This window comes from Streptomyces sp. NPDC003034 (assembly GCF_053591375.1).
In genome coordinates this window covers 340,568-362,979 of record NZ_JBSFTS010000001.1, presented here as the reverse complement: position 1 = coordinate 362,979, position 22,412 = coordinate 340,568, and the positions used below count along the sequence as shown (strand labels likewise).

23 protein-coding genes are annotated in these 22,412 nt (G+C 72.0%); 8 read left to right on the top strand and 15 right to left on the bottom strand.

The window, feature by feature from the left end; all coding sequences use genetic code 11:
• Window positions 1-103 precede the first annotated feature (103 nt).
• From ACWDX7_RS01790 to ACWDX7_RS01745, 10 genes are all read right to left on the bottom strand, one after another.
• Window positions 104-787, bottom strand: coding sequence for a response regulator (locus ACWDX7_RS01790; protein WP_451490258.1), 684 nt, complete (start codon window positions 785-787; stop codon window positions 104-106).
• Entirely contained in the window at window positions 787-1,995 is a 1,209-nt protein-coding gene (locus ACWDX7_RS01785; protein ID WP_451490257.1) for a sensor histidine kinase, read from the bottom strand. Before ACWDX7_RS01785 ends, ACWDX7_RS01790 begins: the two co-directional genes overlap by 1 nt.
• Before the next feature lie 156 nt (window positions 1,996-2,151).
• Window positions 2,152-3,045 carry a DUF5936 domain-containing protein gene (locus ACWDX7_RS01780; protein ID WP_451490256.1) on the bottom strand — a complete coding sequence of 298 codons (894 nt, stop codon included), beginning with the start codon at window positions 3,043-3,045 and terminating at the stop codon, window positions 2,152-2,154.
• A gap of 13 nt (window positions 3,046-3,058) precedes the next feature.
• Complete coding sequence (locus ACWDX7_RS01775) at window positions 3,059-3,997, bottom strand: type II secretion system F family protein (RefSeq protein ID WP_451490255.1); 939 nt, start codon at window positions 3,995-3,997, stop codon at window positions 3,059-3,061.
• Entirely contained in the window at window positions 3,994-5,340 is a 1,347-nt protein-coding gene (locus ACWDX7_RS01770) for a CpaF family protein (protein WP_451490254.1), read from the bottom strand. The genes ACWDX7_RS01775 and ACWDX7_RS01770 overlap by 4 nt, the downstream gene beginning before the upstream one ends.
• Entirely contained in the window at window positions 5,337-5,705 is a 369-nt protein-coding gene (locus ACWDX7_RS01765; RefSeq protein ID WP_451490253.1) for a TadE/TadG family type IV pilus assembly protein, read from the bottom strand. The genes ACWDX7_RS01770 and ACWDX7_RS01765 overlap by 4 nt, the downstream gene beginning before the upstream one ends.
• Window position 5,706: 1 nt before the next feature.
• Window positions 5,707-6,036, bottom strand: a complete 330-nt coding sequence (locus ACWDX7_RS01760; protein WP_451490252.1) for a TadE/TadG family type IV pilus assembly protein — start codon at window positions 6,034-6,036, stop codon at window positions 5,707-5,709.
• Window positions 6,037-6,198: 162 nt separating this feature from the next.
• On the bottom strand, window positions 6,199-7,491 hold the full coding sequence (locus ACWDX7_RS01755) for an AAA family ATPase (protein ID WP_451490251.1): 1,293 nt from the start codon (window positions 7,489-7,491) through the stop codon (window positions 6,199-6,201).
• Window positions 7,492-7,498: 7 nt separating this feature from the next.
• Window positions 7,499-8,200, bottom strand: a complete 702-nt coding sequence (gene cpaB / locus ACWDX7_RS01750; protein WP_451490250.1) for a Flp pilus assembly protein CpaB — start codon at window positions 8,198-8,200, stop codon at window positions 7,499-7,501.
• 52 nt (window positions 8,201-8,252) lie between these two features.
• Window positions 8,253-9,209: a hypothetical protein gene (locus tag ACWDX7_RS01745; RefSeq protein WP_451490249.1), complete on the bottom strand. Its 957-nt coding sequence runs from the start codon at window positions 9,207-9,209 to the stop codon at window positions 8,253-8,255.
• Between the two features lie 501 nt (window positions 9,210-9,710).
• Between ACWDX7_RS01745 and ACWDX7_RS01740 the strand changes: the two genes are divergently transcribed.
• The 6 genes from ACWDX7_RS01740 (at window position 9,711) to ACWDX7_RS01715 (ending at window position 16,520) form a co-directional block, all read left to right on the top strand.
• The gene (locus ACWDX7_RS01740) at window positions 9,711-11,405 is read left to right on the top strand and encodes a chitinase (RefSeq protein ID WP_451490248.1); all 1,695 of its coding nucleotides are present in this window, start codon (window positions 9,711-9,713) and stop codon (window positions 11,403-11,405) included.
• A 107-nt stretch (window positions 11,406-11,512) separates the two neighbouring features.
• The gene (locus ACWDX7_RS01735) at window positions 11,513-12,850 is read left to right on the top strand and encodes a M14 family metallopeptidase (protein WP_451490247.1); all 1,338 of its coding nucleotides are present in this window, start codon (window positions 11,513-11,515) and stop codon (window positions 12,848-12,850) included.
• Between the two features lie 326 nt (window positions 12,851-13,176).
• Complete coding sequence (locus ACWDX7_RS01730; RefSeq protein ID WP_451490246.1) at window positions 13,177-14,460, top strand: amino acid deaminase; 1,284 nt, start codon at window positions 13,177-13,179, stop codon at window positions 14,458-14,460.
• Between the two features lie 105 nt (window positions 14,461-14,565).
• Window positions 14,566-15,573 carry a YdcF family protein gene (locus tag ACWDX7_RS01725; protein WP_451490245.1) on the top strand — a complete coding sequence of 336 codons (1,008 nt, stop codon included), beginning with the start codon at window positions 14,566-14,568 and terminating at the stop codon, window positions 15,571-15,573.
• 107 nt (window positions 15,574-15,680) lie between these two features.
• Complete coding sequence (locus tag ACWDX7_RS01720; RefSeq protein WP_451490244.1) at window positions 15,681-15,866, top strand: hypothetical protein; 186 nt, start codon at window positions 15,681-15,683, stop codon at window positions 15,864-15,866.
• 207 nt (window positions 15,867-16,073) lie between these two features.
• Window positions 16,074-16,520: a nitroreductase family deazaflavin-dependent oxidoreductase gene (locus tag ACWDX7_RS01715; protein WP_451490243.1), complete on the top strand. Its 447-nt coding sequence runs from the start codon at window positions 16,074-16,076 to the stop codon at window positions 16,518-16,520.
• Window positions 16,521-16,566: 46 nt separating this feature from the next.
• On the opposite strand, the gene ACWDX7_RS01710 is transcribed toward ACWDX7_RS01715, so the two are convergent.
• From ACWDX7_RS01710 to ACWDX7_RS01700, 3 genes are all read right to left on the bottom strand, one after another.
• A complete protein-coding gene (locus ACWDX7_RS01710; protein WP_451490242.1) occupies window positions 16,567-16,920 on the bottom strand; it encodes a hypothetical protein in 354 nt (117 codons plus the stop codon).
• 350 nt (window positions 16,921-17,270) lie between these two features.
• On the bottom strand, window positions 17,271-17,504 hold the full coding sequence (locus ACWDX7_RS01705) for a hypothetical protein (RefSeq protein WP_451490241.1): 234 nt from the start codon (window positions 17,502-17,504) through the stop codon (window positions 17,271-17,273).
• Between the two features lie 29 nt (window positions 17,505-17,533).
• Window positions 17,534-17,677 (bottom strand): hypothetical protein, encoded by a 144-nt coding sequence (locus tag ACWDX7_RS01700; protein ID WP_451490240.1) that lies wholly within the window; start codon window positions 17,675-17,677, stop codon window positions 17,534-17,536.
• Between the two features lie 327 nt (window positions 17,678-18,004).
• On the opposite strand from ACWDX7_RS01700, the gene ACWDX7_RS01695 reads away from it, so the two are divergent.
• Both ACWDX7_RS01695 and ACWDX7_RS01690 read left to right on the top strand, forming a co-directional pair.
• Window positions 18,005-19,216 (top strand): pyridoxal phosphate-dependent aminotransferase, encoded by a 1,212-nt coding sequence (locus tag ACWDX7_RS01695; RefSeq protein ID WP_451490239.1) that lies wholly within the window; start codon window positions 18,005-18,007, stop codon window positions 19,214-19,216.
• 90 nt (window positions 19,217-19,306) lie between these two features.
• Window positions 19,307-19,699: an SCO4983 family protein gene (locus ACWDX7_RS01690; RefSeq protein WP_451490238.1), complete on the top strand. Its 393-nt coding sequence runs from the start codon at window positions 19,307-19,309 to the stop codon at window positions 19,697-19,699.
• Window positions 19,700-19,790: 91 nt separating this feature from the next.
• Here the strand turns inward: ACWDX7_RS01690 and ACWDX7_RS01685 are convergent, their stop codons facing one another.
• Together ACWDX7_RS01685 and ACWDX7_RS01680 are read right to left on the bottom strand one after the other, a co-directional pair.
• Window positions 19,791-20,207 carry a hypothetical protein gene (locus tag ACWDX7_RS01685; protein ID WP_451490237.1) on the bottom strand — a complete coding sequence of 139 codons (417 nt, stop codon included), beginning with the start codon at window positions 20,205-20,207 and terminating at the stop codon, window positions 19,791-19,793.
• Between the two features lie 235 nt (window positions 20,208-20,442).
• Window positions 20,443-22,278 (bottom strand): phosphoenolpyruvate carboxykinase (GTP), encoded by a 1,836-nt coding sequence (locus tag ACWDX7_RS01680; RefSeq protein ID WP_451490236.1) that lies wholly within the window; start codon window positions 22,276-22,278, stop codon window positions 20,443-20,445.
• Between the last annotated feature and the right edge of the window lie 134 nt (window positions 22,279-22,412).

The window sequence follows — 22,412 nt, the reverse complement described above, 5'->3', positions numbered from 1 at the left end:
CCCTCCCGGGCCGGTGCCGCTGTTGGTCTGCGGAGAGTACGGGGTGTCACCGGTGGTTACCAAGGGTCCCGGGGCCCAATTACGGACCCACCGCGCGCGGTGTCTATCCATGACCGGTCACTCCTGGACGGGCGGTTCCCAGCCAGCGGGCTATCGCCTCGCTGCGGGTGGTGCTCCGGAGCTTCGCGAAGATGCGGTTGATGTGGTTCTTGACCGTCTTCTCGCTGATGAAGCACGCCGCGGCGATCTGCTGGTTGCTCATCCCGGACGCGATCAGATCCATGATCTCCACCTCGCGCGAACTGAGTCCGAAGTCAACCGAGTTGTGCATCCGCTCCGAAGACTGTGCCACAGTTCGTTGCGGATGCGAAGAGGCCCGTAGTTCCGCGAGGAGTGCGCTCGCCGCCGTCGGGGTGAAGTGGGGCCGGCCCTCGCGGACGTCGCGGACCGCGCGGAGCAGGTCGTCGGCCGTGAACTCGCCGTGGACGAGGTAGCCGCCCGCGCCCAGCAGCAGGGCCTCCCGTACGATGTCCGCTTCCTGGCTGTACGTCAGTATCAGTACGGGCGCCAGCCGCACCAGGTGCGGGAGGGCCGAGATGCCGTCCACGCCCGGCATGCGGACGTCCAGCAGGATCACGTCCGGGGTGTGGAGACGGGTGAGGTGGAGGGCCTCGCGGCCGTCGGCCGCCACCGCCGCCACCTCGATGCCCTCGGCGGCGGTCAGGAGCGCGGCCAGGCCGGCTCGTACGACCGGGTTGTCGTCGGCTATCAGGACGCTGAGCGGCATCACGCCCCCCTCTCCGAAGCGATGGCCGCCAGGGGCAGGGCGAGGCGTACGCGGGTCCCACCGCCGGCCGGGCGGGGGCCGATGTCGATACGGGCCCCGATCGCGGCGGCGCGTTCCGTCATGCCGATCAGCCCGAAGCGGCCCGTGCGTCGGAGCGCGGTCACGTCGGGCCCGCCGGCCGGCAGGCCGTGCCCGTCGTCCTCGACAGTCAGGGTCAGGGTCAGGGTCGGGCCGGTGCCGTCGACGGCCGCCTCGACCACGACACGGCCCGCGTCCGCATGGCGGCGGGCGTTCTCCAGCGCCTCCGAGGCCACGCAGACGAGGTGGTGTGCCACCTCGGCCGGGAGGACCGGGATGCCTCCGGACACGCGGAACTCCGTACCGGCGGCCGAGCACAGGGCCCCCAGTGCCGGTGCGAGCGATGCGCGGCCCCCCGGAGCCCCCGGACCGGTCCAAACGCCCGGAGCCTTCGGGGGGTACGGGTCACGGCGCAGGTCCGTCAGGAGGTCGCGGGATTCCGCCGCCGCGCAGCGCGCCGCGTCGGCGATCAGGTCGGCCTGGCGTCGTACGGCCGACGGGTCGGTCGTCGTGCGGGACAGGGCTTCGGCCGCCAGGGCCAGGCCGTGGAGGCTCTTGGCCACCGAGTCGTGCATCTCCCGGGCCAGGCGGGCCCGTTCCTCGCCGACCGCCTCCGTCACGGCGAGCCGGGTCCGCGTCTCGGCCAGGGTCCGGCTCGCCGCGCCGAAGCGGAAGAGGAGGTCGCGCACGCAGACTCCCGCCGCTCCGGCCGCTCCAGCCAGGACGCACAGGAGCGGCAGGGCCGGCCCCTCCGCGAGGGCCGCCGCCGCGACCGCCTGCGCGGCCGCGCAGAGCGCCGCGCCCCCCCGGCCGTGGGCCAGGCCGGCCAGCAGCGGCGTGCAGAGGGAGACGAGGCCGAGGGGCGACCCGGGCGGGGCGGCCGCCAGGAGGAGGGTGCTGAGGGCCAGGTCCACCGCCAGGAGCCACCGGTGGCGCAGCAGCAGCGGTCCCCAGCGCTCCCAGTGGCGGAAGAGGCCGTACGACAGCGTGAGGGCGAGCAGGGCGGCGCCGCCGAGGAGGTACGCCGGCGCTCCGGGAGCGGCTCGGCCCAGCGCCAGCGGTGCGCCGAGGGCGATCAGCACCAGCCGGAACGCGCAGACCTGGCGGCACAGGGCCTGGACGGCGTTCACCCGAAGCCCGTCCCCCTTCAGCGCCAGCGAGGACGAGGGCGACGGCGTCACCGGAAGGGAGGTCCGCAAGGGAACCGAGGCCTCGGCCGGGCGTACGGACGCACGCCCCCGCCCGGTGAACGGGAACGCGGCGGAACCCGACGACGCGGCCATGGCTCACCCGCCCCCCAGCATCGCGCCGAAATCCACGTTCGTGCCGTAGACGAAGCCGCACACGAGCAGGATCAGCGTCCCGGGCAGCATGAACATGGTGACGGCGAAGGTGGCCTTCGGGACGGCCCGCGCGGCCCGGCGCCGGGCGTTCTGGGCGTCCGTACGCCGCATGTCCTCGGCGATCGCGATGAGGGTCTCGACGATCGGGGAGCCGAGTTCCTCGCCCTGCTGGAGGGCGGTCACGAACTGGGCGACCTGCTCGGAGTCGTTGCGGCGCCGCAGTTGGTCGAAGGCCTGCCGGCGGCTGACCCCCATGTCCATCTGCTGGAGCGTGATGCGGATCTCGTCGGCCCACGGCCCCTCGTACTTGCCCGCCACCCGGTCCAGCGCCTGCCGGAAGCCGAGGCCCGCGCTGACGACCACCGCCAGCACGTCCAGGAAGTCGGGCAGGGTGCGCTCGATGTGGTCGCGGCGGACGCGGATCGCCGACCACAGGCCGACTTCGATCCAGAACAGGCCGAAGGCGACCATGAGCAGGGCCGGTACGAGCTGCCCGTTGATCAGCATCGAGAAGGCGCCGAGCGCGCCCAGCAGGCCGTACACCGCCCGCCGCGCCGCGTACCGGTCGATGGTCAGGCCGGCCGGGTTGCCGGCCATGTCGATCTGGCGGCGTTTGCGTGCGACCTGGTTCGGACCCATCAGGCGCAGGACCAGCGGCGCCCAGCGGATGCCGAGGCGGTCCACGACGGAGCCGACCGCCGTCGTACGGGTGGCTCCGACTTCCAGCGCGAGCGCGAGGTCGGTCGGGAGTTTGACGTCGGCCCGGTAGAGGCGCAGGCCGTGGAAGGCGCCGAAGACCGATACGGCCAGGGCCGCGGCGAGGAACAGAGCGATCATGACCGGCGGCCCCTCATACGTCGATCTTGGACAGGCGGCGGATGAGGACGAAGCCGAGCGCGAAGAGGCCGAGCGAGACCAGCACCGCCGTCTGGCCGATGAAGGCTCCCGTCATACGGTCCAGCGCGCCGGGCATCATCGCGTCGACCAGCAGCAGCGAGCCGAGCCCGATGGCGGGGACGAGGTACGCCGTCACCGTCACCTGGGACAGCTGCGTGCGGATCTCGCGGCGGGTCTCCTTGCGCTGCTCCAGGGTCACCGTCAGGTTGCGCAGGCTGTCCACGATCGCGCCGCCCGCGCGCGCGGACAGGACGAGGGTCGAGACGAGGACGACCAGCTCCCGTGAGGGGAGGCGTTCGGTGAGCTCGCCCAGGGACTCCTCGATGGAGTGGCCGACGGCGAGGCGGTCCGCGACGCGGCCCAGTTCCTCGCCGGCCGGGGCCTCCAGTTCCTCGGCCGCCATGCCGATGGCCGTCCGCAGGGCCAGGCCCGCCTGGGTCGCGTTGGCGAGGATCCGGGCCAGGTCGGGGAGCTGGTTGATGAACCGTTCGGTGCGCCTGGTGCGCTGCCAGTTGAGGAAGGCGTCGGCCGCCCAGATGCCCGTCGCGCCCGCCACCGGCCCGAAGAAGGGGGCGAGGAAGCTCGACGCGAGCAGCCAGGTCCCGGCCACGGACATCAGCATGTAGACGAAGAACTCGCCCGGGGTCAGGTCCAGGCCGGTGGTCGCCAGTTTGAGTTCGATGCGGCGGCCCAGCCCGGTCTTCCTCAGCCGCCGGTCCACCCCCCGGAAGCGGCGCCGGCGGCCCGCCGGCTCCGGCGCTCCGCTCGCCGAGAGGCGGTCGATGAGGGCCGCGCGCTGGGCGCGGCCCGCCGCGTAGGCGTGTACGCCGAGGACCACGAGCAGGCAGGCCAGCAGCGTGGCGGCGAGGGTGAGGAGTACCAGAGGGTTCACAGGGCGGTCCGGGTGATGCGGGTGGCGAGGGGGTCGTCCGGCGGGGCGACTCCGAAAGCCTGCGGGATCGGCTGGTTGTTCATGTAGAGGCGGTCCGCGATGCGGCGCGGCAGCGGGTGGTACTCGAAGTAGCCGTGGACGCGCGAGTCCGGCCCCATGGGCTGGGCGACGTAGCGGCAGACGGTCGTGATGCGGAAGGGCTCGCGGCCGTGGGAGTCGAGGATGGCGATCTCGGTGATGCGGCGCGAGCCGTCACCGAAGCGGGTGAGCTGGACGACGACGTTGACGGCGCTGTTGATCTGGTCCTGGAGGGCTTCGAAGGGGACTTCCACCTCGGACATGGACGCGAGGGTCTGCAGGCGCATCAGGGCGTCCTCGGCGCTGTTGGCGTGGACGGTGGCCAGGGAGCCGTCGTGGCCGGTGGACATCGCCTGGAGCATGTCGAGGGTCTCGCCGCCCCGGACCTCGCCGACGATGATGCGGTCGGGGCGCATGCGCAGGGAGTTGCGTACGAGGTCGCGGATGGTGATGCGGCCCTTGCCCTCCACGTTCGCCGGGCGGGATTCCAGGCGGATGACGTGCGCCTGCTGGAGCTGGAGTTCCGCCGAGTCCTCGATGGTGATGATGCGCTCGCCCTCCGGGATCAGGCCGGAGAGGGCGTTGAGGAGGGTGGTCTTGCCGGTGCCCGTCGCGCCGGAGACGATCACGTTCATCTTCGCCTGGATCAGGCCGGAGAGGAGCAGGAGCATCTGCTCGTCCAGGGAGCCGAGCGCGATCATCTCGTGCAGGGTGTAGGCGCGCGGGAAGCGGCGGATCGTGAGCGTGGCGCCGGTCAGGGACAGCGGCGGGATGATGACGTTGACGCGCTCGCCGCTGGGCAGGCGGGCGTCGACCATGGGGTTCGCCTCGTCCACGCGGCGGTTGACGGTGGAGACGATCCGCTCGATGGTCTGCATCAGCTGCTCGTGCGAGGCGAAGCGCAAGGGAAGCTGTTCGACCCGGCCGCCGCGTTCCACGAAGATCTGGTCGGGCCCGTTGACCATGATCTCGGAGATGGAGGCGTCTTCGAGGAGCGGTTCGAGCACGCCCAGGCCGAGGGCTTCGTCCACGACGCGGCGGATCAGCTGCGCGCGCTCGACGGTGGACAGGACCGGTCCCTCGCGGCTGATGATGTGCCCCAGTACGCGCTCCAGCCGGGCGCGGCGCTCGGCGGGCGCGAGCGCGGACATCTCGGCGAGGTCGATCTCCTCCAGCAGCTTCGCGCGGTACGCGGAGACCAGGCGGCCGTCCTCGCGGGGGCTGTGGCGGTCGTCGGGGGTGCTGACCCGGGAACGCAGGCTCATCGTGAGGGTCCCTCCGGGTCGTCGTCGGGCATGACGGCGGTGGCTTCGGCGTCCGGGATGTCGAGCCCCGGCACGATGGAGTTGATCCGGATCCTCACGACGGCGGTGACCGCGCCGTCCGTCGCGGACACCGCCACCTCGGCGTCGAGGCCCGACCGGACGGCGCCGGCGCCCGCCGCCTCCCCGCCCGAGCCCTTGCGGGCCTCGACGCGCGCGGCGGTACGGGCGGCCGTGTCGGCCTGCGCGTGGACGTACGCGACCCAGCCGAGCTGGATCCCGCAGAGCGCGACGAACAGCAGGATCGGCACGAAGCCGATGTACTCCAGGGCCACTTGTCCCCGGTCGGAGCGCGCACGCCTGTTCATGTCACTCCGCCTCCCTCTCCATCGCCGCGCCGCCCGTGCCGTCGATCGAGCCGAAGTTGAGCGAGGGGTGGAGCACGGGGATGCTGAGCTCGACCTCGGCCTTGTAGATGTCCCCCGCGGGCCCGCAGTCCACGCGGAGGTTCCAGGCCGGGGAGATGTGCTCCCGCGCCGCCGCGCCGCAGGCGCCGTCCCCGTGGACCGCCCCGGCCCGCGCCGCCTCGTCCGCCGCGTTGCCCGCCAGGGAGAAGGCGTAGCCGATCAGGACGCACTCCCAGACCGCCGCCACGAGCAGCAGGATCAGCGGGACGGTGCCGACGAACTCGACGGCCACCTGGCCGCGGTCACGGCCGCCGCGCCCGACAGCACGTCCGCCGCCACCGCGCCCGACAGCACGTCCGCCGCCACCGCGCCCGACAGCACGTCCGCCGCCACCGCGCCCGACAGCACGTCCGCCGCCGCGTTCGGCTCCGGGGCCTCTCCGCGCGGGCATCCGTCAGCCCTCCCGGCCGCGGCGGAGCCGGGCCACCGGCCCGGACGCGCGGACCGCCAGGGCGGCGCCCCTGCCGGCCAGGGAGGCCGGGGCGCCCGGGACGGCGGGTGCCGCCGGGGTGTCGGGGGCGGAGAGCAGGCCCAGTTCGCCCGCCAGCGTCCACAGGGCCTGTTTCACGGTGGAGCGGTTGTCGAGGTCCTGGACGCGGCCCGCGTCCACGACCGCCTGGAGTTCCTTGAACGCGGCCGGGACGGGGGTCCGGGTGGCGCGGGTCTTGGTGATCTTCTCGATCAGGCCGGGGTGGATCTCCGTGTGCTTGCTCCAGCGGTTGACGACCAGCGCGGTGTCCTGCGCCTTGCGCACCTGGAGCCGCTCCCACATCCGTACCATCCGCTTCGCCGCCCGTACGGCGACCACGTCCGGGGTGGTGACCAGGACCGCCACGTCCGCCGTCTCCACGGCGGCCGCGTTCGCGCCGGTCATCTGGGTGCCGCAGTCGATGACGACCAGCTCGTAGCGGGCGCGCAGGGCGCTGATGACGTGCCGGGCGGCCCGGTCGTCGACCTCCTCGCCCCGCTCTCCGTCGGCCGGAGCGAGGAGCAGGGCGAGGCCCGTGCGGTCGTCGTAGACGGCGTCCTGGAGGACGCGCGGCGAGATGTCCTGGATCCCGGCGAGGTCGGCGATGGAGCGCCGGAACCGCACGTCGAGGTACGAGCCGACGTCGCCCGCCTGCAGGTCCAGGTCGACCAGTGCGGTACGCCGTCCCGAGGCGGCCGCGGCCAGCGCGAACTGCACCGCGGTGAAGGTGGTGCCGACTCCGCCCTTGGCCCCGGTGACGGTGACCACCCGGCCGCCGGGCCCGGCGAGCAGGTCGGGTCCCCGGCCCAGGTGGCGGCGCACGCCCACGGCCCACTGGGCGGCGGCCTGGACGCGGGCGACGAGCTCCTCGTAGGCCAGCGGGAGGCCGGCCAGTCCCCGCGCGCCCGCGTCCATGGCGGCGGAGAAGAGCGCCGGTCCGGCGTCGGAGGAGACGAGCACGACGCCCACCGCCGGGAAGCGCAGGGCCACCTCCCGGATCAGCTCCAGGGCGGGCACCGGGCCGATCCGCTCGTGGACCAGGACCACTTCGGGCAGTTCGTCGATGGACTCGGCGGCGAGCCGCCCGAGGGTGTCGAGCAGGGTGGTGGAGTCGGGGACGGGCGCGGCCGGTTCGGCGGCCGGGAGCTGGCTGAGGAGGGTGGAGATGGTGCGGGCGGCGTCCGGGTCGCCTGCCGCGGGGAGGATTCGGGTGCTCATCCGGGCCTCACTTGTCCCCGTCGAGGGTGTACGTGCGGTCACCCGGGCTGGGCGCCGAGTCGGTGCCGGGGGCGACCAGGGCGAGGCGTACGTGTTCCGCGAAGGACTCGGCGTAGGCGACGCGCTGGGTGTCCTTGGTGTTCAGGGCGAAGGTGATCGGGACGGCCTCGGCCGGGCCCTTGCGGTCGCTGTCCTTGTCGATGGGGGTGAGTTTGCCGACGCCCAGGACACGGGCGTTGGCGACGATGATCACCGAGCGGGACGGATCGGTGTCCTTGGCGCCCTTGAAGGTGGCGAGGATGTTGACCTTGGCACCGGAGGTGATCTTGCCGGCGACTCCGGTCGCGGCGTCGATCATGATGGCGATCTCCTGCTCTCCGGGCTGGAGCTGGGGTTTGTCGACGAACATGTCCGTCTGGAGCAGGGAGCCCTTCTTCAGGGTGGTGAGGGCGATCTTGTCCTTGAGCGCGCCGAGGTCGGTGACGGCGGTCTGCGACAGCCAGCGCTTCGGGATGGTGACTTCCTCGAACTGTCCGGCCGTCAGGGCGCTGTACGGCGCGATGTCGCCCTTGGCCCGGTACGCGACCACCTCGGCGCCGACCTTGGAATTGACGTCGCCGATCACCACGAGGACGCCGGCGAAGGCCCCGAGGGCGCACAGGACCGACAGGAGCAGCAGAATGACGCCGCGGCGCTGGCGTGAGTTCATGGGCCGTACTACCTCGCCATTCTTCGTTCGTTCATGCGTGCGTTCGGGTCCGTCAGGGTCTTGAGCGGGCGGCCGCGGCCGACGCGCCCCGCGCGGCGGCCGGTGGCGGCAGCGGCGGGGCCGTCAGCGGGGCGGCGCAGAAGCCGCAGCGGTCGCCGATGAGTTCCAGGCCGCACCAGCGGCACTCCTCGCGGCGGACCGAGGCGACCAGCTGGTAGAGGACGGAGAGGTCGGGGATGCCGGCGGCGAACTCCACGAGCTTCGGGGTGGCCCACCAGCCGGGCGAGGCGGCGGGCAGCGGGTTCTCCATCACGCCCTGCACCTGCCAGGCGGGGGCGAGTTCGGCCGCGACCCAGTCGGAGGCGAGCTGGCCGCGGGCGAAGGTGAGGTGTGTGGCGAACTCGGGCCCGGGCGGCAGGACCGCGCCCGGGCGGGCGCCGCCGCGGCGGGCACCGGCCGCGGGCCCCGCGCTCCCCTGGGCGGCGGGCGCGGCGCCCGGGGCGCCCAGCCGGGCCAGGTGCGGCGTCGGGTGGGCGAGGACGGCGAACTGCGCGTTCGGCGACCAGGACCGGGCGTGCGCCTTGAGCCCGACCGGGACCCGGTCGAGCTTGGCGACCGAGCCGAGCAGCGCGCCCGCGTAGATGTAGTGGGACAGCAGCCGGGCCGCCGAGGCGATGATTCCGGGGCTGAAGTCGCAGGCGCTGAGCTGGCGCAGCTGACGGACCAGCAGCGCGGTGCCCAGCGGCGGCAGATCGATGTCGAGGATCGCCATCCGATCGGTTTCGAGGATGGCCCGTACGGTGTGCAGCCGCCGGACCGTGGCGACGGGCAGCCAGGGCGGTACGACGGCCACGAGGTGGCCGTGGCCCTCCAGCAGGGCGCTGGTGGCGGCGAGCGCGCCCTCCAGGCCGAGGTGCTCGGGCGGAGGCAGCACGGCGGCGCCGGGCGTGTGCCGGTCCGGGGCCGGAAGTACCAGATCGGCGCTGGTGACAGCGATGGCGGTCGGCACGCGAATCCCCCCGTTCACCCGTTGACCCCGTACTCCCCGGCTCGTGCGGGGCGGTGCCCCCTGTGGACGTCATGCGCTCGTCCGGTGCGCGGACGCCGGCTCGACGCCCGCTCGTGGCCGGCTCGACGCCGACGCGCGGCCGGCTTCTCGTCAGCCCCTCGCCGGCTGACGCCGGTTCGACGCCCGCTCCTCGCCCGCCCGTTCGGCGATCGCCCCGTGCCCGCCGCATACGCGCGCGCACTGCGCGACCGCAAACGATCGACGCACTTCCCCCTTGCCCCAGCACCATATCCGCGTACCCCCTGGCAGGGCAGGGCCTTGGTGATTCCCATGCCCGGAGCACATGTCACAGGTGCCCGGAAACCCGGACAACAGGGATCGGCAGTCCGGTCGTTTCAAGCCACATCGCACAGAACCTTGACACCGGGATTGGTCTGGACCAACTTGGCGGTGGGGCACCCCACTTGCCCCCTCCCACACCTTCCCCCCACCGGAGCCCCCGTGAACCGCATACGCTCCCTCGCCCTGCTCGGCGCCGCCACCCTCACCGCGGGCGGCCTGACCGCCCTCGCCACCGGGACCGCCCGGGCCGCGGACGTCAACGTCGCCCGCAACGGAGGCTTCGAGTCGGGCCTCGCCGGCTGGTCCTGCTCCGGCGCCACCGGCGCGGCCGTCTCCTCCCCCGTGCACTCCGGAGCCGGCGCCCTCAGGGCCACCCCGGCGGGCCAGGACAACGCGCGCTGCAGCCAGACCGTCACGGTCAAGCCGAATTCGACGTACACGCTGAGCACGCAGGTGCAGGGCAGTTACGTCTACCTCGGCGCGACCGGGACCGGCACGCAGGACGTGTCCACCTGGACCCCCGGCTCGGGCAGCGGCTGGCAGAAGCTCTCCACCACCTTCTCCACCGGCGCGAACACCACCCAGGTCACCGTCTACACGCACGGCTGGTACGGCCAGAGCGCCTACTTCGTGGACGAGTTCAGCGTCTTCGGTCCGGACGGGGGCGGCGGCACCGACCCCGGCCCCGGCCTCCCCGGCGCGCCCGCCGGAACCGCCGTTTCCGGCCAGAGCGCGAACGCGCTCACCCTTTCGTGGAACACGGTCGGCGGGGCCACGGGCTACCACGTGTACCAGGACGGCGTCCGCGTCCGGACCGTCACCGGCGCCGGGGCCCAGATCACCGGGCTCGCCGCCGCCACCTCGTACGCCTTCCAGGTGAGCGCGTACAACGCGGCGGGCGAGGGCCCCAAGTCCGCGCCGGTGACCGGCACCACGACCGGGGGCGGCGATCCGCAGCCGAACCCGGCCGTCCCCAGGCACGCGGTGACCGGCTACTGGCAGAACTTCGACAACGGCGCGACCGTCCAGAGGCTCTCCGACGTCTCCGCGCAGTACGACATCATCGCCGTCTCCTTCGCCGACGCCACGGCCACCCCGGGCGCCATCACCTTCAACCTCGACTCGGCGGGCCTCGGCGGCTACACCGTGGCCCAGTTCAAGGCGGACATCGCGGCGAAGAAGGCCGCCGGCAAGTCCGTCATCCTCTCCATCGGCGGCGAGAAGGGCACCATCACGGTCAACGACTCCGCCTCGGCGGAGAACCTGGCCGGCTCGGCCTGGGCACTGATGCGGGAGTACGGCTTCACCGGTATCGACATCGACCTGGAGAACGGCCTCAACCCCACCTACATGACCCAGGCACTGCGCTCCCTGTCGCAGAAGGCCGGCCCCTCGCTCGTCATCACCATGGCTCCGCAGACGATCGACATGCAGTCGACCTCGGGCGGCTACTTCAAGACAGCGCTCAACATCAAGGACATCCTCACCGTCGTCAACATGCAGTACTACAACAGCGGCTCGATGAACGGCTGCGACGGCAAGGTGTACTCCCAGGGCTCGGTGGACTTCCTCACCGCGCTCGCCTGCATCCAGTTGGAGGGCGGGCTCGCCCCCTCCCAGGTGGGCATCGGCGTCCCGGCCTCGCCGAGCGGCGCGGGCAGCGGCTACGTATCGCCGGCCGTCGTCAACAACGCCCTGGACTGCCTGACCCGGGGCACGAACTGCGGTTCCTTCAAGCCGTCGAAGACCTATCCGGGCCTGCGCGGTGCGATGACCTGGTCGACCAACTGGGACGCCAAAGCGGGTCACGCCTGGTCCAACGCGGTGGGTCCGAAGGTCCACGGCCTGCCGTAGGCGGTAGGTGTGGGGGTGGCCGGTTCCAGGTCTTGACCTGGACATGCCACAAGAGCACGCTGTGCGCGTCCGCACGGCTACCCCCACACTCCCACCCAGGAGCACGCATGCGGCTCATCCACACGCGCCGAAGGGCCGCCGTCACGGCGGCCCTCCTGGCGCTCGCACTCGGCGCACCCGCCTACGGCATGAGCGCCACCGCCTCACCACCACCCGCCCCCTCCACCGCTACCCAGGACGAGGCCATCGTCCAGTACCGGATCCACGGCCCGGCCACCGCCGCCGACCGCACCGCGCTGCTCCGTACGGGCGTGTCGATCGACGAGGTCGACGACCACACCGTCGTGGTCAGCGCCGACACCATGCAGGCGAAGGACCTGCGCGCGCTCGGCTACCGGCTGACCGCCCTGCCGGGACCGCCGGACCGCTCGGAGCCCGGGATCGCCTCGGGCGCGATGGACTTCCCCTCCGCCGACTCGAAGTACCACAACTACGCCGAGATGAACGCGGAGATCAACCAGCGCATCGCGCAGTACCCGAACATCATGAGCAAGAAGGTGATCGGGAAGTCCTACCAGGGCCGCGACCTGATCGCCATCAAGATCAGCGACAACGTCGCCACGGACGAGGCCGAGCCCGAGGTCCTCTTCACCCACCACCAGCACGCCCGCGAGCACCTGACCGTCGAGATGGCGCTGTACCTGCTGCGCGAGTTCGGCGAGGACTACGGCTCCGACTCCCGCGTCACCAACATGGTCAACGGGCGCGAGATCTGGATCATCCCGGACCTCAACCCGGACGGCGGCGAGTACGACATCGCCACCGGCTCCTACCGCTCCTGGCGCAAGAACCGGCAGCCCAACGCCGGCTCCTCCTACGTCGGCACCGACGAGAACCGCAACTGGAACTACAAGTGGGGCTGCTGCGGCGGCTCCTCCGGCAGCAAGAGCTCGGATACCTACCGGGGAGCGGCCGCAGAGTCGGCGCCCGAGGTGAAGGCCGTCTCCGACTTCGTACGCAGCCGGGTGGTCGGCGGCAAGCAGCAGATCAAGGCCGCCATCGACTTCCACACGTACAGCGAGTTGATCCTGTGGCCCTTCGGCTACACCTACAATGACACGGCTCCCGGCCTCACCACGGACGACCTGGGCGCCTTCAAGGCGGTCGGCCAGAAGATGGCGGCGAGCAACGGCTACACGGCCGAGCAGTCCAGTGACCTCTACATCACGGACGGCTCCATCGACGACTGGCTGTGGGGCAGCCAGAAGATCTTCGGGTACACCTTCGAGATGTATCCGGAGAGCTCGGCCGGCGGCGGCTTCTACCCGCCCGACGAGGTGATCGAGCGCGAGACGAGCCGCAACCGCGACGCCGTGCTCCAGCTGCTGGAGAACGCGGACTGCATGTACCGGTCGATCGGCAAGGAAGCGCAGTACTGCGCCTGACGGGTCGACCGGCGGTCCGCGTGACGGCCGTCCGACAGCCGTCAGGGCCAGCCGTACGGGGCGCCCCACCGCCAGGGGGGCGCCCTCCCGCGCGCCCGGCCGAGGACGGCGAGGGCGCGGTGGTGCGGGCGGCGGGGCCCGGGGGTCCCGGAGGAAGGCCGCCGTGTGCGGAGTCGGACGGGCGGGTGGCGCGGGGTACGCGACGCGGTGGGCGGGGACCGCAACCGCCCGGCGTTGACCCGCCGTCATCAGGGGTGTTAGACAGCACGCAGCGGCACACAACGCCCGTTGCACCCAGCGCGACGCACCCCCCGGGAGACACCCGCATGGCCAGCGACCCCCTCAAGGCCCTCTCCGACGAGCCGGTCGACCACCGGTTCAAGGGACTCCCCCCGGACGCCGAGGTGCAGGGCCTCACCGTCGGCGGGCTCGCCGCCCAGCGGCGGGACCTCTTCGACGGCGGGTTCACCACCCCCGTCCTGACCCTCGACGCGGACGCGCTGGAGCACAACCTCACCGCCCTCGGCACCTACGCCGCCCGCCACGGCCTCGCCTTCGCTCCCCACGGCAAGACCTGCATGTCCCCCCAGCTCTTCCAACGCCAGCTGGACCACGGCGCCTGGGGCATCACCGCCGCCGTCCCCCACCAGGCCCGCGTCTACCGCGCCTTCGGCATCCAGCGGATCTTCCTCGCCAACGAACTGGTCGACGCCGCCGCCCTGCGCTGGGTCGCCGCCGAACTCGCGGCCGACCCCGGTTTCCGCTTCGTCTGCTACGTCGACTCCGTGCGCGGAGTACGGCTGATGGACCGCGCCCTCCAGGGCGCTCCCGGCCGCCCCGTCGACGTCGTGGTCGAGCTCGGCGCCGGCGAGGGCGCCCGTACGGGGGCCCGCACCGACGAGGGCTGCCGCGCCGTCGCCGACGCCGTGGCTTCCACCGCCACCCTGCGCCTCGTCGGCATCGCCGGTTACGAGGCCGAGGTCCCGGACGCCGGCCCGGAGCGCGTGGCGGCGTACCTGCGCCGCCTCACCGGCCTCGCCGCCGAGTTCGACCGGGCCGGGCGGTTCTCCCCGGAGCTGGACGAGATCATCGTCAGCGCCGGCGGCTCCGCCTGGTTCGATGCCGTGGCGGAGGTCTTCGCCGAGATCCCGGAGCTCTCCCGGCCCGTCCTGAAGCTGCTGCGCTCGGGCGCGTACGTCTCGCACGACCACGGCTGGTACACCCGCCTCACCCCCTTCAACCGGATCCCGCAGGAGGGCGGCCTGCGCCCCGCCTTCCGGCTCTGGGCCCAGGTGGTCTCCCGCCCCTCGCCCACCCAGGCCTTCGTCAACGCGGGCAAGCGGGACATGGCCTACGACCTCGGCCTCCCCGAACCGGAACTGGTCCGCGACCCGCTCGACGGCACCGAACGCCCGGCGACCGGCGTCCGCGTGGTCAAGCTGTCCGACCAGCACACCTGGCTGGAGACCGATGCGGCGGACGCTCTCCAGGTCGGTGACTGGGTGGCGCTCGGCATGTCCCACCCCTGCACGATCTTCGAGAAGTGGCCGCTGATCCCGGTGGTGGAGGCCGACGGCACGGTCAGCGACTACGTCCGCACCTTCTTCTAGACCTCCGCACGGGCGCCCGCAGACCTTCGCACGGGCGCCCGCAGACCTCCTGCGGGCGCCCGGTACGCCGCATCCCGGCCCGGGCGCGGCACCTACGATGGCCGGATGGTCGCCTTCGCCCTCGCAGCCCTGCTCTTCCTCGCCTTCTGCACCAGTGCCCGACAAGACCTCCGCCGCTTCCGCAACGCCGTACTGCTCGGCATGACCTTGGTCGCCCTGTCGTTCGCCCTGCTGCTTCAAGTGGGGGCCCTGCCGGGCTGGACGGCGGCCGTCGCCCTGCTGCTCGTCTTCGCCGTTCCCGCCCTCGGCATCCTCGCGCTCGGCATCTTCCTGATCGTCAACGGCGTGACCATGGTCCGCAAGGAGGGCCGCAGTCCGGCCAACCTGCTGTCCCTCGCCGCCGGGACGGGCATCTTCGGCCTGGTCACGCTGGTCCTCGTGGTGGCCGACCGCGACTCGCGCCTCCTCGACTCGCTCGTCGCGGGGCTGGTGCTGCTGGTGGCGTACGTGTCCTTCGTCTTCGTCTGCTTCCTCGTCTACGCCTTCCTGTACGCGCGGATCAGGGTCCGGGGCAGCGTCGATTACGTGGTGGTGCTCGGCGCCGGCCTGATCGGCGGGGAGCGGGTGCCGCCGCTGCTGGCCTCGCGGCTGCGCAAGGCACAGCGGATCTACGAGGCCCAGCTCGCCCGGGGCGGTCCGGCGCCGGTGCTGCTCGCGTCGGGCGGGAAGGGCGACGACGAGAGGCTGCCGGAGGCGCGGGCGATGGCCGACTGGCTCATCGCGGCGGGGGTACCGCAGGAGCACGTACGGCTGGAGGACCGCTCGTGCACGACGGAGGAGAACCTCTCCTTCAGCCACGCGATCATGGCGGAGGCGGACCCGGGCTACCGGTGCGTGATCGTCACCAACAACTTCCACGCCTTCCGGGCCGCGCTGATGGCCCGCAAGGCGGGGGTGAACGGGCAGGTCGTGGGCTCGCCGACCGCGAAGTACTTCTGGCCCAGTGCCACGATCCGCGAGTTCGTGGCGGTGTTCTGGGAGCACAAGGCCGTCAACCTGAGCATGTGCGGCGCGATAGTCGCCATGACGGCGGCGCTGGCCCTCGGCACCTGAGCACCGGGGGCGCCGTGGCGTCTTCGTGGCCGTGGATCCCCGGCCGACGTGCGTTCATGGGGCCGCCGCCGGAGGATGGGGGCCAGGAAGCCATGGAGGAGGTACGCATGGACAGTGAATCGGACCAGCAGCCCACGCGGTCGGACCGGCTCTTCACCGGCGGGGAACGGCCGTACGACCCCGAGGACCTCGTGATGGTGCAAGGCCAGGAGCCGACTCCGGAGCGGCTTGAGAAGGCCCGCCAGCTGATCGCGAAGGAGGGTCCGCAGGTCATCGAGCGCTTCCTGCCATAGCCCGGCTCGCGCGCGGATGCTGCTGCCCGCTCCGGCCCGGCCCCCGGGAGCCCGGGCCGGAGCGGTCCTCGCGCGCCACGAGCCTCGTCCGGCCGCGGAAAGCGATGCGCAGGGGCCGCGCGGACCGACGGACCGACAGACCGACCGCATCCAGGATCGGTGAATGCTCGTTAGCCGTCCGGGGGCCAAAACCCTAAGGACAGGCAAATGCACGCACTCGACGTCGACTGGGACCACCCCACGGACCCGCGTCCCGGCCCGCACCTCGACCACGTCCGCGCGTACGTGACCACCGCGGGCGCCGACGGGCACCTCTGGCACGGGGTCCCCACCTTGCTGCTGACCACCCTGGACCGCGCCACCGGTCGCACGGTCCGCACCCCGCTGATCTACGGCCAGGACGCGGACCGGTACCTCGTACTGGCCGCCGCCTACGGCGCGCCCGACCACCCCGCCTGGTACCGGAACCTCACCGCCCACCCCGAGGTCCGCCTCCAGGTGGGGGCCGCGGCCTTCCCGGCCACGGCGCGTACGGCGACCTCCCTGGAGCGGGAGACGTACTGGGAGGTCATGACGGCCCGGTGGCCGCTCTACGACGACTACCAGGCGGCCGCCAGGCCCCGGGAGATCCCTTTGGTGATCATCGAGGCCTGACGGCGTGGCCGCCCGTACGGCCGCGCGTACGGCCGCCCGTACGCCTCTAGCCGGGGAAGTCGAAGCGCACCGAGCGCACTTCGAGGTCGTCCCGGGCGGGCTTGCCGTGCGGCCGCAGCCGCCACTCGGCGCCCTCGCAGTTGACGTCGAGGTAGAGCGTCACCACGGAGTCCGTCTCGTTGTGCGGGCCGTAGCCGGGCAGTGCGTCGTCGTCGCCGACGGCGTACAGGTTGAAGCACTTGCCGCTGTGCGGGTCGTGCAGGGTGACGTGCTGCTCACGGCCCATGTCGTCGACGTACTTGTAGTGGAAGTGGCCCTGGGCGGCCACGGCCGACCCGGACATCGAGAGGGCCAGCGCGCAGGCCGCCACGGTCGCACCGACGGCGTTACGGAGTTTCATAACGGGGTGATTCCTTCCGAAGGGGGCATGTCGGCACGACCTTAGAAGGGCCAGGAGGAGGCGAATCGATCCTCCACGAGGGCTCGGTGCGGCGTGTCGGTCAAAGCGCCTGCCGCGCCACCCGTTCGGGGCATCGTCCACCGAGCGGGTGGCCCGGCCGCCCTCCGGTCCACCACCGACAGGGCGGCGAGGGGGCGCGGTTGCGCACGCGCACGAGCCGGGCGGGAACGGCGAGAAGGCCCGCACGTGTTGGCGCAGGCCGTCACGGACGCCCTCGTCGGCGTGGGGCGCGACGGTCCCCGCCCGGTGCGACCGGATCCGCACCCGGCGGCGCGCGGCGGCGCGTCGGCTCAGAGGTACTCGCGGGCGAACTCGATCGCCCATTCCACCGCCGCCACGGGGACGCTGCCCGACTGCGGGTCGAGGGAGAGGCGGGCATCCTCCCAGCCCTGCCCGTACTCGCGGTAGATCGCGAAGCATCCGGTCTCCGCGGAGCCTCCGGAGGTCACGAGGAACTCGATCACCCGGTCGTCCCCGTCGCTCCCCGCCGTGCTGATCGCCATGTCGCCGACCACGAACTCCACTGCTCCGCCACCCTCTCCGTGGACGCCCCTCAGGCCCAGACGAACAGCAGGAACATCAGCACCGCGAGGACCGCCACCGCCGCCATGGCGGCCCCGGCCAGGGCCACGACGACCGTGCCGACGCGCTCGGTGCGGCGGCGGTAGTCCGCGGGCTTCCACTGGGCCTGGTTCATGGGCCCAGCATGGAGGCGGGACCGGCCCGCCGCATGAGTGCGCGTACTCATGCGACGTACTCAGGGCGGCGCACTCAGAGCCGCGCACTCAAGGCCGCCTACGCACCCGGAGGGCGACGTCCCGCCCGCCCGAGGTGACGAGCGCAACACCCCCGCTCCGGGCCTGCCGCCCCCCACCCATCCGCAGGCCGGAGCGCGAGCGCGGCCAGGATTCCAAGGGTGGACCGCATCGCCACCCACTCATCACACGAACCGGGACATACCACTCCCCCACCTCCCTCCCGAATTACCTCGGCAAGCCCGTGCGCGGGCCCGTAAGCTCCCGTTATGCAGGTGATCCAGTCAACGAAACTCGCCAACGTTTGCTACGAGATCCGCGGCCCCGTGCTCGAAGAGGCCATGCGGCTCGAAGCAGCAGGTCATCGCATCCTCAAGCTCAACACCGGCAACCCCGCGGCCTTCGGTTTCGAGTGCCCGCCGGAGATCCTTGAGGACATGCTCCGCAACCTGGGCAACGCCCACGGGTACGGGGACGCGAAGGGGCTGCTCTCCGCGCGGCGCGCGGTGATGCAGCACTACCAGACCAAGGGCATCGAGCTGGACGTCGAGGACATCTACCTCGGCAACGGCGTCTCGGAACTGATCCAGATGTCGATGCAGGCGCTGCTCGACGACGGCGACGAGGTGCTGGTCCCGGCGCCGGACTACCCGCTGTGGACCGCCTCCGTCTCGCTCGCCGGCGGCACGGCCGTGCACTACCGCTGCGACGAGCAGGCCGACTGGATGCCGGACCTCGCCGACATCGAGCGCAAGATCACCGACCGCACCCGCGCCATCGTGATCATCAACCCGAACAATCCGACCGGCGCCGTCTACGACGACGCGATGCTGCGCGGGCTCACCGACATCGCCCGCCGCCACAAGCTGGTCGTGTGCTCGGACGAGATCTACGACCGGATCCTGTACGACGGGGCCACGCACACCAACACGGCCGCCATCGCGCCGGACCTCCTGACCCTCACCTTCAACGGGCTCTCCAAGAACTACCGCGTCGCCGGCTACCGGGCCGGCTGGATGGCGGTCTGCGGCCCGAAGAAGCACGCCTCCTCGTACATCGAGGGCCTGACGATCCTGGCCAACATGCGGCTGTGCGCCAACATGCCGTCGCAGCACGCCGTGGCCACCGCCCTGGGCGGACGGCAGTCGATCGAGGACCTGGTCCTGCCGGGCGGGCGGCTGATGGAGCAGCGCGACACGGCGTACGAGCTGCTCACGCGGATCCCGGGCATCACCTGCGTGAAGCCCAAGGGCGCGCTGTACCTCTTCCCGAGGCTGGACCCGTCGGTCTACAAGATCAAGGACGACCGGCAGATGGTCCTCGACCTGCTGCGGACCGAGAAGATCATGGTGGTGCACGGTACGGGCTTCAACTGGCCGGAGCCCGACCACTTCCGCATCGTCACCCTGCCGAACAGCAAGGACCTGGGCGACGCGGTGACGCGGATCGGGAACTTCCTGGACGGTTACGGACAGCCGTAGACCCCTCGGCGGAACGCGAACAGGACCGAACTCAACTTTAGAACCAATCCAATGTAGGATGGTCTCCTGACCCACGCAGGAGGCCTCCTCATGTACGAGCCGATCCGCAGCAAGTCGGCCGTCCACCGCATGGGCGGCAACGGCGCCGACTACCCGCACAGCAGCCGCGACGAAGCCCTCGGCATCCAGCTGGCCGGGCATCTCGCCGCTCTGCTCGCCGTCACGGACGAGCTCGGACTGGAGGACGCCTCCGTCCGGATCGCCGGACAGGTGGCGCGGCTGCGTGGAGCGGAGCCCGCCCGGGCGCCGCGGCGGGCCGGCGGGGACACCGCCGCCCTGCACCAGCGCGCCCACGATCTCGCCGCCCGCGCCCTCCTCGTCGCCGCGTCCCGCGCGGACACCACCGTCGCGATCCTCGCCGCCGAGCGCATGGACGCCCACGCCGCCGCCCTGGAGTCCCTGGACCTGGCCGGCGCCCTCTGAACGGCCCCGGTCCGGGGCCGCGGAGGCTCCGGACCGGGCGCCACACACCCTGCGGGCCGCCCGGCGCCATCACCGCCGGCCCGGCGGCGGGCTACCGCGTGAATTCCGCCGCGGCCACACCGCACCACGGCACCGTCGCCACCGGCCAGACGGGACCGACCGCCTCGGCGTACGCGGCGGCGCCCGGGTCCACTCCCGGGACCTTCACCAGCGCCTGGACGGCCCGCCCGCCCGGCTCCGGCTGCGCCTGCTCGCGGAACTCCACCGTGACGACGTAGGCCCCCGGTTCCCGCTGACCGCCCCTCACCTCCAGCGCCGCCACCACCCGCCTGCTCGGCGGATCGACGCGGCATGCGCTGACCCGTACGTCCTCCAGCGGCGCCCGCGGCGCCACCGCGGACGGCCCGGCGCCGCTGGCCCATACGTACAGCCCCAGCGGGGCGAACACCAGCAGTCCGGCCAGCACCACCAGACCGACCAGCCAGCCCTGCCACTTCGACGCGCTCACGCCCATGCCACGATCCTCCCCCGGCCGCCGCCCCGCCCACCAGCACCTACGGGCCCACACAGCATTTCGAAGTGGGACGGGCGTTAACATCCGAGGCCCCTCGACTCGGCACGCTCGCTCACGGCGCCGCGCCGCACTGAGGCCAACGCTGACGGCATGACGAACGCCCGGCGGGAATCCCGCCGGGCGTTCGTCATGCGTCCGGATGCTCAGGCCCGGCCCCCGAGGGGGAGCCTCAGCCGAGGCGCTCGACCAGGGCGTGGTACTGGTCCCACAGTTCCTTGGGGGTGTGGTCGCCGTAGGTGTTCAGGTGCTCGGGGACCAGGGCGGCCTCGTCGCGCCAGACCTCCTTGTCGACCGTCAGGAGGAGCTCTAGGTCGGCGGCCGGCATGTCGAGGCCGTCCGTGTCCAGGGAGGCGGCGGTCGGCAGGATGCCGATGGGCGTCTCGACGCCCTGCGCCTTGCCCTCCAGGCGCTCCACGATCCACTTCAGGACGCGGCTGTTCTCACCGAAGCCGGGCCACACGAACTTGCCCGCGTCGTTCTTGCGGAACCAGTTGACGTAGTAGATCTTCGGGAGCTTGGACTGGTCCCGGCCTTCGCCGACCTTGATCCAGTGACCCATGTAGTCGCCCATGTTGTAGCCGCAGAACGGCAGCATGGCGAAGGGGTCGCGGCGCAGCTCGCCGACCTTGCCCTCGGCTGCGGCGGTCTTCTCGGAGGCGATGTTCGAGCCGATGAAGACGCCGTGGTTCCAGTCGAAGGACTCGGTGACCAGCGGCACGGCGGAGGCGCGACGCCCGCCGAAGAGGATCGCGGAGATGGGGACGCCCTTGGGGTCCTCCCACTCGGGCGCGATCGTCGGGCACTGGGAAGCCGGGACGGCGAAGCGGGCGTTGGGGTGGGCGGCCGGCGTCCCGGACTCGGGAGTCCAGTCGTTGCCCTTCCAGTCGATGAGGTGGGCGGGGGCCTCCTCGGTCATGCCCTCCCACCACACGTCGCCGTCGTCGGTGAGCGCGACGTTGGTGAAGACGGTGTTGGCGTACATCGTCTTCATGGCGTTGGCGTTGGTGTGCTCGCCGGTGCCGGGGGCGACGCCGAAGAAGCCGGCCTCGGGGTTGATCGCGTAGAGGCGGCCGTCCTCGCCGAAGCGCATCCAGGCGATGTCGTCACCGACGGTCTCGACGGTCCAGCCGGAGATCGTGGGCTCCAGCATGGCCAGGTTGGTCTTGCCGCAGGCGCTCGGGAAGGCGGCGGCGATGTACTTGGGGCCGTCGGCCTCGCCCTGCGGCGGGGTGAGCTTGAGGATCAGCATGTGCTCGGCGAGCCAGCCCTCGTCGCGGGCCATCACGGAGGCGATGCGCAGCGCGTAGCACTTCTTGCCGAGCAGGGCGTTGCCGCCGTAGCCGGAACCGTAGGACCAGATCTCGCGGGTCTCCGGGAAGTGCGAGATGTACTTGGTGGTGTTGCAGGGCCACGGGACGTCGGCCTCGCCCTCGGCGAGCGGAGCGCCGAGGGTGTGGACGGCCTTGACGAAGAAACCGTCGGTGCCCAGCTCGTCCAGGACGGGCTTGCCCATCCGGGTCATGGTGCGCATGGCGACCGCGACGTAGGCGGAGTCGGTGATCTCGACGCCGATCGCGGAGAGCTCGGAGCCGAGCGGGCCCATGCAGAAGGGGACGACGTACATCGTCCGGCCCTTCATCGAGCCGCGGAAGATCCCTTCCGGGCCGGTGAAGATCTCCTTCATCTCGGCCGGGGCCTTCCAGTGGTTCGTGGGGCCCGCGTCCTCCTCCTTCTCGGAGCAGATGAAGGTGCGGTCCTCGACGCGCGCGACGTCGGAGGGGTCGGAGGCCGCGTAGTACGAATTCGGGCGCTTGGCCGGGTCGAGCTTCTTGAACGTGCCCTTGGCGACGAGCTCCTCGCACAGGAGCTCGTACTCGGCCTCGGAACCGTCGCACCAGACGATGCGGTCCGGCTGGGTGAGGGCCGCGATCTCGTCGACCCAGGAGATCAGCTCCTGGTGGTTCGTCGGGACGGAAGGGGTGGGAGCCGCGTTGTCGCGCGCCACGATTGCTCCTTGTTGAGGGGTTCGTTTGGTGTTTGCCCCGTGGGGGCTGCGACCCGGACGCTTCGCGCTCCGCTCATCCGGTGCCGACCGCACTCATCTGATCATCCGGTGCGTGTGCGCATATGTCCAGGGGG

Bases quoted from the DNA above. Each gene is read 5' to 3' on its own strand.
- ACWDX7_RS01790 (WP_451490258.1), bottom strand. From the start codon at position 787: ATGCCGCTCAGCGTCCTGATAGCCGACGACAACCCGGTCGTACGAGCC.
- ACWDX7_RS01780 (WP_451490256.1), bottom strand. From the start codon at position 3,045: ATGATCGCTCTGTTCCTCGCCGCGGCCCTGGCCGTATCGGTCTTCGGC.
- ACWDX7_RS01770 (WP_451490254.1), bottom strand. From the start codon at position 5,340: ATGAGCCTGCGTTCCCGGGTCAGCACCCCCGACGACCGCCACAGCCCC.
- ACWDX7_RS01765 (WP_451490253.1), bottom strand. From the start codon at position 5,705: ATGAACAGGCGTGCGCGCTCCGACCGGGGACAAGTGGCCCTGGAGTAC.
- ACWDX7_RS01755 (WP_451490251.1), bottom strand. From the start codon at position 7,491: ATGAGCACCCGAATCCTCCCCGCGGCAGGCGACCCGGACGCCGCCCGC.
- cpaB (WP_451490250.1), bottom strand. From the start codon at position 8,200: ATGAACTCACGCCAGCGCCGCGGCGTCATTCTGCTGCTCCTGTCGGTC.
- ACWDX7_RS01735 (WP_451490247.1), top strand. From the start codon at position 11,513: ATGCGGCTCATCCACACGCGCCGAAGGGCCGCCGTCACGGCGGCCCTC.
- ACWDX7_RS01730 (WP_451490246.1), top strand. From the start codon at position 13,177: ATGGCCAGCGACCCCCTCAAGGCCCTCTCCGACGAGCCGGTCGACCAC.
- ACWDX7_RS01725 (WP_451490245.1), top strand. From the start codon at position 14,566: ATGGTCGCCTTCGCCCTCGCAGCCCTGCTCTTCCTCGCCTTCTGCACC.
- ACWDX7_RS01720 (WP_451490244.1), top strand. From the start codon at position 15,681: ATGGACAGTGAATCGGACCAGCAGCCCACGCGGTCGGACCGGCTCTTC.
- ACWDX7_RS01715 (WP_451490243.1), top strand. From the start codon at position 16,074: ATGCACGCACTCGACGTCGACTGGGACCACCCCACGGACCCGCGTCCC.
- ACWDX7_RS01710 (WP_451490242.1), bottom strand. From the start codon at position 16,920: ATGAAACTCCGTAACGCCGTCGGTGCGACCGTGGCGGCCTGCGCGCTG.
- ACWDX7_RS01700 (WP_451490240.1), bottom strand. From the start codon at position 17,677: ATGAACCAGGCCCAGTGGAAGCCCGCGGACTACCGCCGCCGCACCGAG.
- ACWDX7_RS01695 (WP_451490239.1), top strand. From the start codon at position 18,005: ATGCAGGTGATCCAGTCAACGAAACTCGCCAACGTTTGCTACGAGATC.
- ACWDX7_RS01690 (WP_451490238.1), top strand. From the start codon at position 19,307: ATGTACGAGCCGATCCGCAGCAAGTCGGCCGTCCACCGCATGGGCGGC.